General features: G+C 61.5%; 16 protein-coding genes. 6 read left to right on the forward strand and 10 right to left on the reverse strand.

Features of this window, described 5'->3' with window-relative positions; all coding sequences use genetic code 11:
- Positions 1–7 precede the first annotated feature (7 nt).
- Positions 8–1,531, forward strand: a complete 1,524-nt coding sequence (lnt, locus tag ACI512_RS31410; protein WP_236382873.1) for an apolipoprotein N-acyltransferase — start codon at positions 8–10, stop codon at positions 1,529–1,531.
- A 124-nt stretch (positions 1,532–1,655) separates the two neighbouring features.
- Here lnt and ACI512_RS31415 read toward each other — a convergent pair whose 3' ends face one another.
- Complete coding sequence (locus ACI512_RS31415; RefSeq protein WP_064052968.1) at positions 1,656–2,417, reverse strand: YdcF family protein; 762 nt, start codon at positions 2,415–2,417, stop codon at positions 1,656–1,658.
- A gap of 98 nt (positions 2,418–2,515) precedes the next feature.
- Positions 2,516–2,833, reverse strand: coding sequence for a hypothetical protein (locus ACI512_RS31420; RefSeq protein WP_064052969.1), 318 nt, complete (start codon positions 2,831–2,833; stop codon positions 2,516–2,518).
- A 262-nt stretch (positions 2,834–3,095) separates the two neighbouring features.
- Here ACI512_RS31420 and leuS point away from each other — a divergent pair, with 262 nt between their 5' ends.
- The 5 genes from leuS to ACI512_RS31445 all read left to right on the forward strand — a co-directional run bounded on the left by leuS (position 3,096) and on the right by ACI512_RS31445 (position 9,240).
- Positions 3,096–5,702, forward strand: a complete 2,607-nt coding sequence (gene leuS / locus ACI512_RS31425; protein ID WP_236382871.1) for a leucine--tRNA ligase — start codon at positions 3,096–3,098, stop codon at positions 5,700–5,702.
- 88 nt (positions 5,703–5,790) lie between these two features.
- Complete coding sequence (gene lptE, locus ACI512_RS31430; protein WP_064052971.1) at positions 5,791–6,396, forward strand: LPS assembly lipoprotein LptE; 606 nt, start codon at positions 5,791–5,793, stop codon at positions 6,394–6,396.
- Positions 6,397–6,435: 39 nt separating this feature from the next.
- Positions 6,436–7,473: a DNA polymerase III subunit delta gene (holA, locus tag ACI512_RS31435; RefSeq protein WP_064052972.1), complete on the forward strand. Its 1,038-nt coding sequence runs from the start codon at positions 6,436–6,438 to the stop codon at positions 7,471–7,473.
- A 215-nt stretch (positions 7,474–7,688) separates the two neighbouring features.
- Positions 7,689–7,853, forward strand: coding sequence for an alternative ribosome rescue factor ArfA (gene arfA, locus ACI512_RS31440; RefSeq protein WP_003176285.1), 165 nt, complete (start codon positions 7,689–7,691; stop codon positions 7,851–7,853).
- Between the two features lie 61 nt (positions 7,854–7,914).
- Positions 7,915–9,240: a lytic murein transglycosylase gene (locus tag ACI512_RS31445; protein ID WP_236382842.1), complete on the forward strand. Its 1,326-nt coding sequence runs from the start codon at positions 7,915–7,917 to the stop codon at positions 9,238–9,240.
- A gap of 131 nt (positions 9,241–9,371) precedes the next feature.
- Here the strand turns inward: ACI512_RS31445 and ACI512_RS31450 are convergent, their stop codons facing one another.
- From ACI512_RS31450 to rodA, 8 genes are all read right to left on the reverse strand, one after another.
- Positions 9,372–10,292, reverse strand: coding sequence for an LD-carboxypeptidase (locus ACI512_RS31450; protein ID WP_236382839.1), 921 nt, complete (start codon positions 10,290–10,292; stop codon positions 9,372–9,374).
- A gap of 220 nt (positions 10,293–10,512) precedes the next feature.
- Positions 10,513–11,514 carry a lipoyl synthase gene (gene lipA / locus ACI512_RS31455; RefSeq protein WP_057444888.1) on the reverse strand — a complete coding sequence of 334 codons (1,002 nt, stop codon included), beginning with the start codon at positions 11,512–11,514 and terminating at the stop codon, positions 10,513–10,515.
- A gap of 26 nt (positions 11,515–11,540) precedes the next feature.
- Complete coding sequence (gene lipB / locus ACI512_RS31460) at positions 11,541–12,188, reverse strand: lipoyl(octanoyl) transferase LipB (protein WP_236378308.1); 648 nt, start codon at positions 12,186–12,188, stop codon at positions 11,541–11,543.
- The gene (locus tag ACI512_RS31465) at positions 12,188–12,463 is read right to left on the reverse strand and encodes a DUF493 domain-containing protein (protein ID WP_015886061.1); all 276 of its coding nucleotides are present in this window, start codon (positions 12,461–12,463) and stop codon (positions 12,188–12,190) included. The genes lipB and ACI512_RS31465 overlap by 1 nt, the downstream gene beginning before the upstream one ends.
- An 84-nt stretch (positions 12,464–12,547) precedes the next feature.
- On the reverse strand, positions 12,548–13,705 hold the full coding sequence (locus ACI512_RS31470) for a D-alanyl-D-alanine carboxypeptidase family protein (protein ID WP_015886062.1): 1,158 nt from the start codon (positions 13,703–13,705) through the stop codon (positions 12,548–12,550).
- A gap of 180 nt (positions 13,706–13,885) precedes the next feature.
- Positions 13,886–14,884, reverse strand: coding sequence for a septal ring lytic transglycosylase RlpA family protein (locus ACI512_RS31475; protein WP_231808219.1), 999 nt, complete (start codon positions 14,882–14,884; stop codon positions 13,886–13,888).
- The gene (gene mltB, locus ACI512_RS31480) at positions 14,884–15,894 is read right to left on the reverse strand and encodes a lytic murein transglycosylase B (RefSeq protein WP_015886064.1); all 1,011 of its coding nucleotides are present in this window, start codon (positions 15,892–15,894) and stop codon (positions 14,884–14,886) included. Before mltB ends, ACI512_RS31475 begins: the two co-directional genes overlap by 1 nt.
- A gap of 17 nt (positions 15,895–15,911) precedes the next feature.
- Positions 15,912–17,015, reverse strand: a complete 1,104-nt coding sequence (gene rodA, locus ACI512_RS31485; RefSeq protein ID WP_015886065.1) for a rod shape-determining protein RodA — start codon at positions 17,013–17,015, stop codon at positions 15,912–15,914.
- Positions 17,016–17,025: the final 10 nt, after the last annotated feature.

The following is a 17,025-nucleotide window of genomic DNA, read 5'->3' on the forward strand; positions in this document are numbered from 1 at the left end:
GACTGAAATGCGCCGTCTCACCGCTCCCGGCTGGCCCGGTAATGTGCTGGCCGTGGTGGCCGGTGCTATCACTACACTGGCGCTGGCGCCGTTCGATCTGTGGCCATTTGCACTGGTAGCGGTCGGATTCTTCTATGTAGGGCTGCGTGAATTGAGCCCTCGGCAGGCGCTGGGCCGTGGCTGGTGCTTCGGTTTCGGCCTGTTTGGCGCCGGCACCAGCTGGATCTACTACAGCATCCACCACTTCGGCGGCGCTTCGGTGCTGCTGGCTGGCTTCTTGATGCTGCTGTTTACCGCCGCGATTGCCTGGTTCTTCGCCCTGCCCGCCTGGCTGTGGGCGCGCTGGTTGCGCCGCAATGAGGCGCCGTTGGCGGATGCGCTGACGTTTGCCGCGTTGTGGGTCGGCCAGGAAGCATTTCGCGGCTGGTTCCTTACCGGTTTCCCGTGGCTGTACTCCGGTTACAGCCAACTCGACGGCCCCCTCACTGGCCTGGCGCCCGTGGGCGGCATGTGGCTGATTTCCTTTGCCTTGGCGCTCACCGCAGCGCTGCTGTGCAACCTGCCGCGCCTGTTGGCCACTAAGCGCAACGCGTTTATTGGCGCAGGCCTGGTGTTGCTGGTAGCGCCCTGGGCGATCGGCCTGGCACTCAAGCATCACGCCTGGACCAGCCCGTCTGGCGCGCCGCTGAGCGTGGCGGCCATTCAGGGCAATGTCGAACAAAGCATGAAATGGGACCCGAAGCAGCTCAACGCGCAGCTCGCGCTGTATCGCGACATGAGCTTCAGTTCCAAGCGTGTCGATTTGCTGGTGTGGCCGGAAACAGCGGTGCCGGTGCTCAAGGAGTCCGTAGAGGGCTACCTGGGCATGATGGGCAAGTTCGCCGCCGACCGGCACACCGCGCTGATCACCGGCGTACCGATCCGCCAGGAAGTGCACCACCAGAAGCGCTACTTCAACGGCATCACCGTGGTCGGCGAAGGCGACGGTACCTACTTGAAACAGAAGCTGGTGCCCTTTGGTGAATACGTGCCGCTGCAGGACATGCTGCGCGGCCTGATTGCCTTCTTCGACCTGCCGATGTCGGACTTCGCGCGCGGCCCGTCCGACCAGGCGATGCTCCAGGCCAAGGGCTATCAGATTGCGCCGTTCATTTGCTACGAAGTGGTGTACCCGGAATTCGCTGCCGGGCTGTCAGCCCAGAGCGATTTGCTGCTGACCATCAGCAACGACACCTGGTTCGGCCGCTCGATCGGTCCCCTGCAGCACCTGCAAATGGCGCAGATGCGTGCGCTGGAAGCCGGACGCTGGATGATCCGTGCCACCAACAACGGCGTGACCGGCCTGATCAACCCTTTTGGGCAGATCACCGCGCAAATCCCGCAATTCGAGCGAGGCATCCTCTACGGAGAAGTCGTGCCAATGCACAACCTCACGCCGTACCTGCAATGGCGTTCATGGCCGTTGATCATCGTGTGCCTGGGGTTGTTTGGTTGGGCATTGCTGGCGGGCCGGATGGCCAAAACCGTCTGACAGAATCAAATCGAGCTTAATGTGGGAGGGGGCTTGCTCCCGATAGCGGAATGTCAGTCGGTACCTCCGATACTGATACACCGCGATCGGGAGCAAGCCCCCTCCCACATTTGGATTTGCGGTGTTATCGGTAAAACAACCGGTAGCCTATCTGCCCCACCGCTTCATTGATCAACTGCCCGCTCTGCCACACCGACTTGAACTCCGGCATCCACCCGCCCAGCGGCCTGGCGTTGTCCACGCCCAGGAAACCCACGGGTGCCGGCACCACGGTAAAGCCGGCCTTCTCAAAGCTCCACACCGAACGCGGCATATGCCAGGCTTGAGTAACGACCACCACGCGCTTGATACCCTCGGGCAGTAGGATCTCGGCGCTCATCTGCGCATTTTCCCAGGTCGTACGGCTGCGCTCTTCTTTCCAGCGCACCGTCACGCCAAAGTCATCCTGCATCGACACCGCCATCAACGCCGCCTCACTGGGCGGCGTGCCGTAATGCAGGCCGCCGGTGGTCAGCACCGGCAGCCCGGACGCCTTGGCCAATCGTGCGGCATAACGCTGGCGCTCCAGGCCGATACCCGTGGGCTGGTCGGTGCCCCAGGCCGGATCACCGCGTTCACGCCCCGAGCCCAAGACCACGATGGCATCGGCGCGCTGGGCCAGGGTCGACCAGTCCTCACGGGCCAACGGCGGCTCGCTTTCCAGCGCCCGTGCGCCCCATTCCACCGCCACCGGCAGGCTGATCAGCCACATGCCCCCCAAACCCAGGGCGAAGCAGCCAGCCGCCAAGCGCGGGCGGCTGCGACGAAACCACCAGGCAAACGCCAGCAGCAGCAAGAAAATGCCGGGCGGCAGCAGCAGTTGTTTGATGAAATAACGAATAGGCATCGGGCATCTCCATAGATGCCCGAAGCCTAAGGTGTAACGGGGTTTAGCGACAATCTTTACAGTGAAATGGCGGTGATGCCGTTCAGGGGGGCAATGAATTACTTGTAGCGGGCGGACCGGAGCTTTTCCGGGCCACGACCGGCCGACAAGTCCTTGAGCCACACCACCTTGGCTGAATGCGTAGGCTCCTTGATGGGTGGGGTTGCCACCCAAGGAGGCGCGCTGCACCCATTGCGTTCCAGATAAGCCTTGATCAGTTCCAGCTCCGCACGGCTCAAACCGCGCAGTTCCAACTCGACAGGTCGTTCATCACGCAATCGGCCCGCCGTCCTCGCTGCATCCAATGCACGACCCAATCGGTCGATCAGTCCTTCGTAGATATCCGGTTTCGATACGATTCGCTGCGATTCAACCATCCCCTCACCTCATTGAAGATATGACTCACTCCCCAATAAACAGCGTAGCCCCCGTGGCTGTACCTGCCTGGCGCCGCGACAGACGGCCCTGCCTGCGCAATCAGGGTTTCCCTCGATAGAGTGGGGTCATGTATGCTACGGCGCTTCCTGTAACTCCACTTCCCGCAGGGTTTGGGCACGGACGCGCCGCTTTTTGGTGTCGATCAACCCGAGCCATGCACCGAAGAGGATTAGGCCACCCCTATTCAGTTCAAAAGTAGCCATGCACGAACAATATCAGCCCCGTGAAATAGAAAATGCCGCCCAAACCTTCTGGGACGAGCAGAAGTCCTTTGAAGTCAGTGAACAGCCAGGCAAGGAGACTTTCTATTGCCTATCGATGTTCCCTTACCCCAGCGGCAAGCTGCACATGGGGCACGTGCGCAACTACACCATCGGTGACGTGATTTCGCGCTACCAGCGCATGCAAGGCAAGAACGTCCTGCAACCCATGGGTTGGGATGCCTTCGGCATGCCGGCGGAAAACGCCGCGATGAAAAACAACGTGGCCCCCGCCAAGTGGACCTACGAAAACATCGCCTACATGAAGAACCAGCTGCGCAGCCTGGGCCTGGCGGTGGATTGGTCCCGCGAAGTGACCACCTGCAAGCCGGACTACTACCGCTGGGAACAATGGCTGTTCACTCGCCTGTTCGAAAAAGGCGTGATCTACAAAAAAAGCGGCACCGTGAACTGGGACCCGATCGACCAGACCGTCCTGGCCAACGAGCAAGTGATCGACGGGCGCGGCTGGCGTTCCGGCGCGCTGATCGAAAAGCGCGAAATCCCGATGTACTACTTCAAGATCACCGCCTACGCGGATGAACTCTTGTCGAGCCTTGACGACCTGCCGGGCTGGCCCGAGCAGGTCAAGACCATGCAACGCAACTGGATCGGCAAGTCCAAGGGCATGGAAGTGCAGTTCCCGTACAACGTCGACTCGATCGGCGAAGCGGGCGCACTCAAAGTCTTCACCACCCGTCCGGATACCTTGATGGGCGCGACCTACGTCGCCGTGGCCGCCGAACACCCGCTGGCCACCCAGGCCGCCCAGAACAACCCTGAGCTGCAAGCGTTCATCGCCGAATGCAAAGGCGGTAGCGTGGCCGAAGCCGACGTCGCCACCCAGGAGAAAAAAGGCCTGCCGACCGGGCTGTTCGTCGAGCACCCACTCACCGGTGAAAAGCTGCCGGTCTGGGTCGCCAACTACGTGCTGATGCACTACGGCGATGGCGCAGTCATGGCTGTGCCGGCCCACGACGAGCGCGATTTCGAATTCGCCACTAAGTACAGCCTGCCGATCAAATCCGTGGTGCGCACCAGCTCGGGCGACACCAACCCGGCCCCGTGGCAAGACGCCTACGGCGAGCACGGTGAGCTGATCAATTCCGGCGAGTTTGACGGCCTGGACTTCCAGGGCGCCTTCGACGCCATCGAAGTCGCACTTATCAAGAAAAACCTCGGCGCCTCGCGCACCCAGTTCCGCCTGCGCGACTGGGGCATCAGCCGCCAGCGCTACTGGGGCTGCCCGATCCCAATCATCCACTGCGAAAGCTGTGGCGACGTGCCGGTACCGGAAGACCAATTGCCGGTCATCCTGCCGGAAGACGTAGTGCCGGACGGCGCTGGCTCGCCATTGGCGCGCATGCCCGAGTTCTACGAATGCAGCTGCCCGAAATGCGGCCAGCCTGCCAAGCGTGAAACCGACACCATGGACACCTTCGTCGAGTCCTCGTGGTACTACGCCCGCTACGCCTCGCCGCACTATGAAGGTGGCCTGGTGGAAAAATCCGCGGCCGACCATTGGTTGCCGGTGGACCAGTACATTGGTGGTATCGAACACGCCATCCTTCACCTGCTGTACGCGCGTTTCTTCCACAAGCTGATGCGCGACGAAGGCCTGGTGAGTTCCAATGAGCCGTTCAAGAACCTGCTGACCCAGGGCATGGTAGTCGCCGAGACTTACTATCGCCGTGAAGCCAATGGTGCGTACACCTGGTTCAACCCGGCCGACGTCGAGCTCGAGCGCGACAGCAAAGCCAAGGTCATCAGCGCCAAACTGATCGCCGACGGCCTGCCGGTGGAAATCGGCGGCACCGAGAAGATGGCCAAGTCGAAGAACAACGGCGTCGACCCACAGTCGATGATCGATCAGTTCGGCGCCGACACCTGCCGCCTGTTCATGATGTTCGCCTCGCCGCCCGACATGAGCGCCGAATGGTCCGACTCCGGCGTCGAAGGCTCGCACCGCTTCCTCAAGCGCGTCTGGCGCCTGGCGCACGCCCACATCAGCCAGGGCCTGCCAGGCAAACTGGACGTGGCCGCATTGAGCGACGAGCAGAAACTCATTCGCCGCAGCATCCACCTGGCCATCAAGCAAGCCAGCCAGGACGTGGGCCAGAACCACAAATTCAACACCGCCATCGCCCAAGTGATGACGCTGATGAACGTGCTGGAAAAAGCGCCACAAGCCACTGAACAGGATCGTGCGCTGGTGCAGGAAGGCCTGGAAACGGTCACCCTGCTGCTGGCCCCGATCACGCCGCACATCAGCCACGACCTGTGGAACCGCCTGGGCCACAGCGACGCCGTCATTGATGCGCGCTGGCCGGTGCAGGATGACAGCGCCCTGGTACAGGACACGCTGCAACTGGTGATCCAGGTCAACGGCAAACTGCGCGGCCAGATCGATATGCCGGCCACCGCCAGCCGCGAAGACGTCGAGGCGGCTGCCCGCGTCAACGAAAACGTGCTGCGCTTTACCGAAGGCCTGACGATCCGCAAAGTGATCGTCGTGCCTGGCAAACTGGTCAATATCGTCGCTAGCTAATCGGATCGGGTGCGGGGCTTGAGCCCTGCGCCGAACAAAGCCTTCAGGGCCTCGATAAGGCCCACATGGTTTCAAGGGGAGCAACAAAATGATCAAACGCAATTTGCTGGTGATGGGCCTTGCCGTGCTGTTGAGCGCTTGCGGCTTCCAGCTGCGCGGCACCGGCACCACTGACCTGACAATCAAGGAATTGGACGTCAGCGCCCGCGACGCCTACAGCCAGACAGTCACGCAACTGCGTCAGGTCCTGGAAAACAGCGGCGTTCACGTCTACACCGGCGCGACCTACAAGTTGTTCCTGGTCAATGAAAAAGAAACCCAGCGCAACCTGAGCTACGCCAGCGCCGGGCGTGCGTCCGATATCGAACTGAGCACCCAGCTCAACTTTGAAATCCAGGGCCGCGACCATCTGCCCTTGATGGCTGACAACATCCAAGTGCAGAAAATCGTCAGCCACGACGGCAACAACCTCGTGGGTTCGGATTCCGAAATCATCCAGGTGCGCAAGGAAATGCGTCGTGAGCTGGTGCAGCGCATGGTCCTGCGCCTGTCGATGATCACCCCGGAACAACTCGAGACCTTGCAGCAACGCGCTGACGACAAGGCCAAGGCGGATGCCGACGCACTGAAAGCCGCGCAAGAGTATGAAAACAACACGCCGAAACAATCGCCTGTTGAAGTACCTGTCGAGTAAGCCAGACGGGGCGCTTCAAACGCCCCGTTCACCCTGCCTATGAAACTCGCCCCCGCCCAACTCGCCAAACACCTGCAAGGTGGCCTCGCGCCTGTCTACATCGTCAGCGGTGATGACCCGCTGCTGTGCCAGGAAGCCGCCGACGCGATTCGCACCGCCGCGCGCCAGCAAGGTTTCGATGAACGCCAGGTGTTCAGCGCCGACGCCAGTTTCGACTGGGGCACGTTGCTGCAAGCTGGCGCGAGCATGTCGCTGTTTGCCGAAAAACGCCTGCTGGAACTGCGCTTGCCGTCGGGCAAGCCGGGTGACAAGGGCGCGGCCGCCTTCATTGAATACTGCTCACGGCCTGCCGAAGACACGGTCTTGCTGATCAGCCTGCCCAAGCTTGACGGCAGCGCGCAGAAAACCAAATGGGGCAAGGCCCTGGTGGAAGGGGCGCAAACCCAGTTCATCCAGATATGGCCAGTGGACAGCAACCAGTTGCCGCAGTGGATTCGCCAACGCCTGTCTCAGTCAGGGCTGTCGGCCACCCAGGACGCAGTGGAACTGATCGCCGCCCGAGTCGAAGGCAACTTGCTTGCCGCCGCCCAGGAAATCGAAAAGCTCAAGCTGATGGCCGAAGACGGGCAGATTACCGTCGAGACCGTCCAGGGCGCCGTCGCGGATAGCGCGCGCTTTGATGTGTTCGGACTGGTGGACGCGATCCTCAATGGCGAACCCGCCCACGCCCTGCGCATGCTGGAAGGCCTGCGCGGTGAAGGCGTCGAGCCACCGGTGATTCTCTGGGCCCTGGCCCGGGAGTTGCGGGTGCTGGCCAATATCGCCCTGCAATACAGCCAGGGCACGCCGCTGGACAAAGCCTTCAGCCAGGCCAAACCGCCGGTGTGGGACAAGCGCAAACCCTTGATGAGCAAAGCCCTGCAACGGCATTCGGCGCAACGCTGGGCGCAGCTTTTGCTTGAAGCGCAACGCATTGATGCGCAGATCAAGGGCCAGGCGGCCGGTTCGCCGTGGATGAGCCTCAGCCGTTTGTCGCTGTTGATGGCCGGCCAGCGCCTGACACTTCCCGCCGAATAACCCCTCTCTCAAATCACTGAAAATCCACTGTGGGAGGGGGCTTGCCCCGATAGCGGTGTATCAGTCAAAGATGTATTACTGACACTCCCTCATCGGGGGCAAGCCCCTCCCACATTTTGATTGCATTTACATTTCCACAAATGTGCTGGGCTTTACAGGCAAGCAACTTCGGCAGATGATTCGCACCGTTTCCCCCCTCCAAGAGAGAAGTAACCATGAGCAAAAAGCCATCCAAGCATGGCCCCAACAAGGCCAAATCCATCATCGCCCAGCCACTGTTCCGCAGCCGTCAGGAACGCGCCGGCAAGGGCAAAGGCAGCTACCGCCGCGAAGCCTTCCAGTCTAATAGCTGGGAGGCTTCTTACTTTCTGGCTGCCTGAAGGCAAGCGCCCCTCTGGCATGATAAGGTCTGCACCTGATTTGTAATCCCTGGACCTGTGCATGCCCTCTAGTCTTTCCCGTCGTTGGCACCTGCGCCAACTGATCGCTGCCTCCAGCCTCATTCTGCTTGTCGCCTGCGCCGAGAAACCCACCGCCGCCGACGCTCAACCGCTGCCCAAGCTCCAGACCGCACCCGTGGTAGCGCCCGCTGTCGTGGCCCCGCTGGCTGTGGATAACCTCGATATCCAACCGACCCAGACCTTTGCCGAATGGCAGGCGGCCTTTCGTGTGCAAGCCCTGCAGGCCGGCATCACCGCCGCCGTGTTCGACAATGCCTTCGCCAACGTCACCCCTGACATGGCGGTGATCCGCGCCGACCGCAGCCAGCCGGAATTTTCCCGCCCGGTATGGGAATACCTCGACGGCGCCCTGTCTCCCGTGCGCGTGCGTAATGGCCAGGCATTGCTGATCAAGTACGCCGACATCCTGCAAAGCATCGAGCAACGTTATGGTGTCGACCGCCAGGCGCTGGTGTCGGTGTGGGGCATGGAAAGCAATTTCGGCCAGTTCCAGGGCAATAACTCAGTGATCCGCTCCCTGGCGACCCTGGCCTACGAAGGCCGTCGCCCCGCGTTTGCACAAACGCAGTTGCTGGCAGCGCTGCAGATCATCCAGCACGGCGATATCCAGGCCGATCAGATGAAAGGCTCCTGGGCCGGGGCCATGGGCCAGACGCAATTTATCCCCACTACCTACAACACCCACGCCGTGGACTTCGATGGCGACGGTCGCCGCGATATCTGGAACAGCCCGGCCGATGCCCTCGCCTCCACCGCGCACTACCTGCAAAGCTCCGGCTGGCAGAAAGGCCAGCCGTGGGGCATGGAAGTGAAACAGCTGCCGACAAACTTCGATTACGCCCTGGCCGATGGCGGCACCCGCAAGACGGTGGCTGAATGGCTGAAGCTGGGCATCCAGCTGCCGCCAGGCGCGAGCATGCCGCCCAATGTCGACCAACTGTCCGCCGCCTTGCTGTTGCCGGCGGGTTATCGCGGCCCGGCGTTCCTGGTGCTGGATAACTTCCGCGCAATCCTCAAGTACAACAACTCGTCGTCCTACGCACTGGCGGTGGGACTGCTGTCGGAGCGTTTCGGTGGCGGGGGTGTGATTCGCGGCGATTGGCCGAAGGATGAGCTGCCACTGAGCCGCTCACAGCGTATCGACTTGCAGACGGCGCTGAGTGCCAACGGCTATGACGCAGGCAACCCGGACGGGATTATCGGCGCCAATACGCGCAAGGCGATTCGTGCGGCGCAGCAAGCGCTGGGCTGGCCGGCGGATGGGTATCCGACGGTGAAGTTGCTCGAGTCACTGCAAAACCGCTAGATCTGCCTAGGGCGACTAATGCTATCGGGAGCAAGCCCCCTCCCACATTTGACCGCATTCCAAAGGATGTACGCGGCCCAAATGTGGGAGGGGGCTTGCTCCCGATAGCGTTTTGGCAGACGACAACAGCTTCAGGCTCTGAACACCACATCCTGCTCCAACACCACCCGCTGCTCCCCCGCATCCAACCTCACCAACGCGCCCATCGGCAACGTCAGGTTCGGATCACAATGCCCACTGCGCCAGCCCGACAATACCGGAATGCATAACGGCGCAAAGGTCTGCTTGAGCAGCCGCTCCAGCGCAGCCTTGTCCACACCCGCCACATCCCCCACCAGCACACCCGCAACGTGTGCCAGCTTGCCCGCCAGACGCAGATGCGTCAGCAGCCGGTCGATGCGGTAGATCGGCTCGTTGACGTCTTCAATAAACAGGATGATGCCTTCTGCGTCGATTTCGTAAGGCGTGCCCATGACTGCCGCGATCATCGACAGGTTGCCACCCAGCAAGCGCCCGCAGGCGATGCCAGGCTCGATCGTGGTCAACGGGTAGGCCACCGGGTGCACCAACTCGCTGCCGGCGCCCAACTGACCGCGCAACAGGCTGAACAGTGACGACTCCGTGGGGGGTTGCTTGTCGCCCAACAGGTCGGCATTGAGCATCGGGCCGTGGAAGGTCACGAAACCCGCATAACGGCTGATTGCCAGGTGCAGCGCGGTGATGTCGCTGTAACCTACGAATGGCTTGGGGTTGGCGCGCAGCAGGTCAAAGTCCACGCTATCGAGCAGACGCGGGGTGCCGTAGCCGCCGCGCAGACAGAAGATGGCATCGATTTCAGCGTCGGCGAAGGCGGCATGCAGGTCACGCAGGCGCACTGCATCGCTGCCAGCAAGGTAGCCGTCGCGTTCATAGACGCCGGGGAAGATTCGCAGGTCGTAGCCACGGGTACGCATCCATTGGCCGGCCTTTTCAACGTCCAGCGTGGCGGGGCCAGCGGGGGCGATCAAGGCGATGGTGCCTTCGGCACGCAATGCAGGTACGGCAGCAGTCATCCGCAGTTCTTCCTGAAATAACGCCAAACAAAATGTGGGAGGGGGGGGCGAGTTTACTTAAGATTGGATGGGGCTGCTTCGCAGCCCAGCGCGGGGCAAGCCCGCTCACCACAGCAAGCCCGCTCACCACAGCAAGCCCTCTCACCACAGCAGGCCCGCTCACCACAGCGAGCCCGTTCAACACAGCAAGCCCCCTCTCACATTGAGGCGGCGGTGCGGCTTACGAAACCAGGCTCGCCTTGACCAGCTTGGCCTGCTCGTCCGCATGGTACGAGGAACGTACCAGCGGGCCCGACGCGACGTTCTTGAAGCCCATCTTGTAACCTTCCTCGGCGAACCAGGCGAAGGTGTCCGGGTGCACGAAACGCTGCACCGGCAAGTGACTGCGCGACGGTTGCAGGTACTGGCCCAGGGTCAGCATGTCAATGTCGTGTTCGCGCATGCGCTTCATGACTTCGATCACTTCTTCGTCGGTCTCGCCAAGGCCCAGCATCAGGCCGGATTTGGTCGGGATGTGCGGCATCATCTGCTTGAATTTCTGCAGCAGGGTCAGCGACCACTGGTAGTCCGAACCCGGGCGCGCGGCCTTGTACAGGCGTGGCACGGTTTCCAGGTTGTGGTTGAACACATCCGGCGGCTCGGCGGCGGTGATTTCCAGCGCTACGTCCATACGGCCACGGTAGTCCGGCACCAGGGTTTCAAGCATCACGTTCGGCGACAGCTTGCGGATTTCGCGGATGCAGTCGGCAAAGTGCTGGGCACCGCCGTCACGCAGGTCGTCGCGGTCGACCGAGGTGATCACCACGTACTTGAGTTTCAGGTCGGCGATGGCGATGGCCAGGCTTTCCGGCTCGTTGACGTCCAGTGGCTTCGGACGGCCGTGGCCGACGTCGCAGAACGGGCAACGACGGGTGCAGATGTCACCCATGATCATGAAGGTTGCGGTGCCGCCGGAGAAGCATTCGCCCAGGTTCGGGCAGGAGGCTTCTTCGCACACGCTGTGCAGCTTGTGTTTACGCAGCAGCGCCTTGATACGGTCGACTTCCGGCGAAACCGGGATGCGCACGCGGATCCAGTCAGGCTTCTTCGGCAGTTCGGTGGTCGGAATGATCTTCACCGGGATGCGTGCAACCTTCTCGGCGCCACGCAGCTTCACGCCGGCTTCCACCTTGGCACGCGGGGCCGGGGCCGGACGCTCGGTGATGTCCAGCGTCGGGATCATGGTTTGCACTGCATCAGTAGTCATAATCAGTCGATTCCGCCCATAAGGGTCGTCTGCTCAGCATAGTCGAGGTGTTTGACGAGCTGCGCACGCAGCCGGGCACTAACCTCGGCAAATTTAATCGGTGTGGCGTGGTCGCTCAGTTGCGTCATCGCCAACCCGGCATAGCCACACGGGTTGATCCGCCGGAACGGTGCCAGGTCCATGTCCACATTCAGCGCCAGGCCATGAAAGGAGCAACCGTGGCGAATGCGAAGCCCCAGGGAAGCGATTTTCGCGCCGTCCACGTACACACCGGGCGCATCGGGCTTGGCCGCGGCGGTCACGCCGTAACTGGCCAACAACTCGATAAGACAAGCCTCCATGCGGCTCACTAGGTCACGCACGCCAAACCCAAGCTTGCGCACGTCCAGCAGCAGGTAAGCCACCAGTTGACCGGGACCATGGTAAGTCACTTGACCCCCTCGGTCGACCTGCACCACCGGAATATCACCCGGCAGCAACAGATGCTCGGCCTTGCCGGCCTGGCCCTGGGTGAAGACCGGCGGGTGTTCCACCAGCCAGATTTCATCTTCAGCCGACGTGCCGCGTTCATTCGTGAACCGCTGCATGGCGTGCCAGACGGGCTCATAGTCCATCCGGCCGAGCTCGCGAAAGCCCAGGACTTGAGACATCACAACACCATGTGCACGAAGCCGGTGGCCCGCAGTTCGCTGTTGATGTTGTAGAGCTGGTCTTGATCAGTCGCAACGATGTGCAACTGGATCGTGGTGTATTTGCCGGTAGAGCTGGAGCGCTCATCCACGCGCTGATCGTTGATCGTCGCGTGCTTACGCACGATCTCGAGAATCAGGTCTTTACGGCCGACACCGGTATCGCTGATCACCTTGATGGGATAGTCCACCACCGGGAATTCGATTTTTGGCGCCTTTACTTCTTTATCGGTCATGGCGTAACGGCCTCGTAAGCGTAAGCCGTGGCGACGGGCAAAGCCCCGTGTCGGATCAACACGGGGCTTTGCAGGTGCACACTATCAGTTGAACAAGCTGTAGAAGAATAGACGGATGCTATCCCAGACGCGGCGGAAGATACCACCTTCGTCGACGGCGTCCAGTGCGATCAGGTCGGCACTGTGAACCACTTTGTCGTCCAGCTTCACTTCAACCTTGCCGATCACATCACCCTTGGCGATTGGGGCAACCAACTGCGGGTTCATGGTCATGCTGGCTGCGAGCTTTTTCAGCTGGCCTTTAGGCATGGTCAGGGTCAGGTCTTCAGCCAGGCCGGCTTTGACTTGGGAGGTAGCGCCTTTCCACACTGGCGCGGTCGCCAGCTCAGCACCCTTCTGATAGAAGGTCTGGGTTTCGAAGAAACGGAAACCGTAGGTCAGCAGTTTTTGCGTCTCGGCCGCACGGGCCTGCTCGCTGTTAGTACCGAAGACCACGGCGATCAGACGTTGGCCGTCACGTACAGCGGACGACACCATGCAGTAGCCGGCTTCGTCGGTGTGGCCGGTTTTCAGGCCATCGACGGTCTTGTCGCGCCACAGCAACAGGTTGCGGTTAGGCTGCTTGATGTTGTTCCAGAAGAATTCCTTCTGGGAGTAGATCGCGTAGTGCACCGGATCGACGCGGATGATCGCGCGCGCCAGGATCGCCATGTCGTGAGCCGACGAGTAGTGCTCTGGGTTCGGCAGACCGGTCGGGTTCATGAAGTGGCTGTTGGTCATGCCCAGGTCGGCCACGGTTTTGTTCATCATGTCGGCGAACGCGTCTTCGCTGCCAGCGATGTGCTCGGCCAGGGCGACGCTGGCGTCGTTACCGGACTGGATGATGATGCCGTGCAGCAGGTCGCTCACAGTGACCTGCGAACCTACCTTGATGAACATCCGCGAACCGCCGGTACGCCAGGCGTTTTCGCTGACGGTGACCGGGTCGTTCTCGCCGATCTGGCCGCGACGGATTTCCAGGGTCGCGATGTAGGCCGTCATCAGTTTGGTCAGGCTGGCCGGCGGCAGGCGCTGGTCACCGTTGCTCTCGACCAGCACGTTGCCGCTGGCAGCGTCCATGAGGACCCAGGACTTGGCAGCCAGTTGCGGTGAAGCCGGCACCATTTCAACCGCCCAGGCGGCCGGGGTGATGATCAGCGAGATAAGCAGGCACGTGCGTTTGGCTAAGGTGGTGATGTTCATCCGTCTCTCGAAATTGCTTATGGAAACTTGCCCTCGCGGGCAAAACTTATTCAGACAGCCCGCTTCCAGACTGTCACGTGTTCGGTTGCCCGCTCACCCCTTGCCCCCGGGTTTTTATTGTTCAACGAGCCAACAACCTGGGCCCAGGCCCGCGCACGGGCTTGAACCATCAATCTTTTATTATTCGGCAGTGACCACGCTGGGTTGCCCCAGGTTGGCCATGCGCACGCTGTTCTGTACTTGGGCGACTTCGCTCGGCGAGCCTATCGGGCCCATCCGCACACGGTGCAACGTCTGTTGATTACGCACGATGGAGCTGATGAAGACCGGCGCGTTGACCATACCGCTGAGCTTGGACCTTAACAGTTCTGCCGCATCCGGGTTGGCGAAAGCGCCGACCTGCAGGTATTGCCCGCCAGCCATCGAAGCGCCCGGCGCGGCATGGGGTACGACCACCGTGTCAGGCGCATGCTGTGCCGGTGGCGGCGTCCACTGCTCGATCTTGCCGGTTGAGGCGGTCACTTGCGGCTGCTGGGTTTGCGGTTCGTTAAGCATCAACGGCGCCGGTTTGCCGCGCTGAGCCCAATACTGCGCGGGGTCGATACCTTCGACCTTAACGCGCGCGGTACCGGTTTCGGCGTAACCGAGTTTCTTCGCGGCGGCGTAGGACAAGTCGATGATGCGGTCCGAATAGAACGGCCCACGGTCGTTGACGCGCAGGATCACCGTGCGGTTGTTGTCCAGGTTGGTCACCCGTACATAGCTGGGCAGCGGCAAGGTCTTATGGGCCGCGCTCATGCCGTACAGGTCATACACTTCGCCGTTGGCGGTGTTCTGGCCATGAAACTTGGTGCCGTACCAGGATGCCGTACCCGACTGAACGTAAGTCTTGGAGTCCTGCAACGGGAAGTAGCTCTTACCCAGTACGGTATAGGGGTTGGCCTTGTACGGGCCGGTGTGCAGGGTTGGCGTGGCATCCGGGATCTTCGACACGTCGACGTCCCACCACGGCGCGCCGTCTTTGTGCGCGCGGTTGATGTCCAGGCCCGGCTGGGAACGGACGACCGTGCCGCCGGACTTCGGCGCCGGACCACGGCTGGTGGAACAACTGACGACCAGCAAGGACAACGCGGCGAACGCCACCAGCTTGAGCGGTTGTTTGAACGGCGATGCCCGCATTACTTGTTGCCCCGTGCTTGGACCAGCATGTCTGACAGCTGATGCACGGCCATGGCGTACATCACACTGCGGTTATAACGCGTGATTGCGTAGAAATTCTTCAGGCCCATCCAGTATTCCGGGCCGTTTTCGCCGTCGAGGCGGAACGCGGTCACTGGCATATCATCAGGCAGCGCATTCTGACTCGACCAGCCCAACGCCCGCAACTCCCCGACCGTCTTGGCCGGCTCGATGCCCTGGGTAAGCCCTTCGTCGGCGCGATCGCCGGTGACATCGGCGCGAATCACCACCGGTTCGCCGCCGACCCAGCCGTGGCGCTTGAAGTAGCTGGCCACGCTGCCGATGGCGTCGTCGGGATTGCTCCAGATATTGATGTGCCCGTCACCGTCAAAGTCCACGGCATAGGCGCGAAAGCTGCTCGGCATGAACTGCGGCAAGCCCATCGCACCGGCGTAGGAGCCTTTGAGGGTCAGTGGGTCGACCTGTTCTTCGCGGGCCAGCAGCAGGAATTCGCGCAGCTCCTTGCGGAAGAAGTCGGCGCGGGGGGGGTAATCGAAGCCCAGGGTCGACAAAGCGTCGATCACCCGGTAACTGCCGGTATTGCGCCCGTAAAAGGTTTCAATGCCGATGATCGCAACGATCACCTGGGCCGGCACGCCGTATTCCTGTTCGGCGCGCGCCAATACCGCTTCGTGCTGGCGCCAGAAGTCCACGCCACGCGCCACGCGGGCGTCGGTCAGGAACATCGGACGGTATTCCTTCCACTGCTTCACACGTTCGGCAGGGCGGGAAATGGCATCAAGGATCGCCTGCTTTTTCTGGGCTTCGCGGAACACGCCCATCAGCTGTTCACCGGCAAAACCATAGTCGCGGGTCATTTCACCGACGAACTCGGCGACCTGGGGTGAACCATCGTAGTCACCGGCCTGCGCCTCTTGCGTTGCGCCCAGCAGCCCAATCAGGCCCATCCAGGACGCATGCCGAGTCGCCCAGCCGCGCATTACTTGCATTGACATCTTCACCTTATTCAAACCTGTGCGATCCATTTGCGATGCGTATGAATCGACATCAAAACACCAAACGCTGACAGCAATGTCACCAGCGAAGTTCCGCCGTAGCTAATGAACGGCAACGGCACCCCCACCACCGGCAGCAGGCCACTGACCATACCGATGTTGACGAAAACGTAAACAAAAAACGTCATGGTCAGCGCGCCGGCCAGCAATTTGCCGAACAGCGTCTGCGCCTGCGCAGTGATTACCAGGCCGCGACCGATCAGCAGCAAATAGATCAGCAACAGCGCGCAAATGCCTACCAGGCCAAACTCTTCGCCCAATACCGCAATAATGAAGTCGGTGTGGCTCTCGGGCAAAAAGTCCAGGTGCGACTGGGTGCCCAGTAACCAACCTTTACCAAATACGCCGCCGGAACCGATGGCCGCCTTCGACTGGATGATGTTCCAGCCGGTGCCCAGCGGGTCGCTTTCGGGGTCGAGGAAGGTCAGGATCCGCTGCTTCTGGTAGTCGTGCATAAAGAAGAACCACATGGCCACGGCCACGGGCACGGCGGCGGCCAGCACGCTGAGGATCCAGCGCCAGCGCAAACCGCCCATGAACAGCACGAACGCACCGCCGGCCAGGATCAGCAGCGAGGTACCGAGGTCCGGCTGGCGCACGATGAGGATAAACGGCACGCCGATCAGGATCAGGCTGATCCCCACGTGCTTGAGCTGCGGTGGCAAGGTGCGTTTGGACAAGTACCAGGCGATGGTCGCCGGCATCAGAATCTTCATGAATTCCGACGGCTGGAAGCGAATCACCCCCGGAATGTTGATCCAGCGGGTCGCGCCCATGGCGTTGTGGCCCATCACGTCCACGACCACCAGCAGTAACACGCCCGCTACATAACCGAGCGGCACCCAGCGCGCCATGAAGCGCGGCTCCAGCTGGGCGATCACCACCATCGACAGCAGCCCCAGGCCGAACGACGACGCTTGCTTGATCAGCAGGTCCCAGTTCTTGCCACTGGCCGAATACAACACGAACAGGCTGCCGGCCGCCAGGGTCAGCAGCAGGATCAGCAACGGGCCGTCAATGTGCATGCGCTGCAACAACGTCGCGCGGCGACGCATCACGTCCTCA

Origin of the sequence: Pseudomonas petroselini (genome assembly GCF_045037875.1) — a bacterium.
GTDB lineage: Bacteria > Pseudomonadota > Gammaproteobacteria > Pseudomonadales > Pseudomonadaceae > Aquipseudomonas > Aquipseudomonas petroselini.

Excerpts from the sequence above, each read along its gene's own strand:
- lnt (WP_236382873.1), top strand. The coding sequence starts at position 8 with ATGCGCCGTCTCACCGCTCCCGGCTGGCCCGGTAATGTGCTGGCCGTG.
- ACI512_RS31415 (WP_064052968.1), bottom strand. The coding sequence starts at position 2,417 with ATGCCTATTCGTTATTTCATCAAACAACTGCTGCTGCCGCCCGGCATT.
- ACI512_RS31420 (WP_064052969.1), bottom strand. The coding sequence starts at position 2,833 with ATGGTTGAATCGCAGCGAATCGTATCGAAACCGGATATCTACGAAGGA.
- leuS (WP_236382871.1), top strand. The coding sequence starts at position 3,096 with ATGCACGAACAATATCAGCCCCGTGAAATAGAAAATGCCGCCCAAACC.
- lptE (WP_064052971.1), top strand. The coding sequence starts at position 5,791 with ATGATCAAACGCAATTTGCTGGTGATGGGCCTTGCCGTGCTGTTGAGC.
- holA (WP_064052972.1), top strand. The coding sequence starts at position 6,436 with ATGAAACTCGCCCCCGCCCAACTCGCCAAACACCTGCAAGGTGGCCTC.
- arfA (WP_003176285.1), top strand. The coding sequence starts at position 7,689 with ATGAGCAAAAAGCCATCCAAGCATGGCCCCAACAAGGCCAAATCCATC.
- ACI512_RS31445 (WP_236382842.1), top strand. The coding sequence starts at position 7,915 with ATGCCCTCTAGTCTTTCCCGTCGTTGGCACCTGCGCCAACTGATCGCT.
- ACI512_RS31450 (WP_236382839.1), bottom strand. The coding sequence starts at position 10,292 with ATGACTGCTGCCGTACCTGCATTGCGTGCCGAAGGCACCATCGCCTTG.
- lipA (WP_057444888.1), bottom strand. The coding sequence starts at position 11,514 with ATGATCCCGACGCTGGACATCACCGAGCGTCCGGCCCCGGCCCCGCGT.
- lipB (WP_236378308.1), bottom strand. The coding sequence starts at position 12,188 with ATGTCTCAAGTCCTGGGCTTTCGCGAGCTCGGCCGGATGGACTATGAG.
- ACI512_RS31465 (WP_015886061.1), bottom strand. The coding sequence starts at position 12,463 with ATGACCGATAAAGAAGTAAAGGCGCCAAAAATCGAATTCCCGGTGGTG.
- ACI512_RS31470 (WP_015886062.1), bottom strand. The coding sequence starts at position 13,705 with ATGAACATCACCACCTTAGCCAAACGCACGTGCCTGCTTATCTCGCTG.
- ACI512_RS31475 (WP_231808219.1), bottom strand. The coding sequence starts at position 14,884 with ATGCGGGCATCGCCGTTCAAACAACCGCTCAAGCTGGTGGCGTTCGCC.
- mltB (WP_015886064.1), bottom strand. The coding sequence starts at position 15,894 with ATGCAAGTAATGCGCGGCTGGGCGACTCGGCATGCGTCCTGGATGGGC.
- rodA (WP_015886065.1), bottom strand. The coding sequence starts at position 17,015 with ATGCGTCGCCGCGCGACGTTGTTGCAGCGCATGCACATTGACGGCCCG.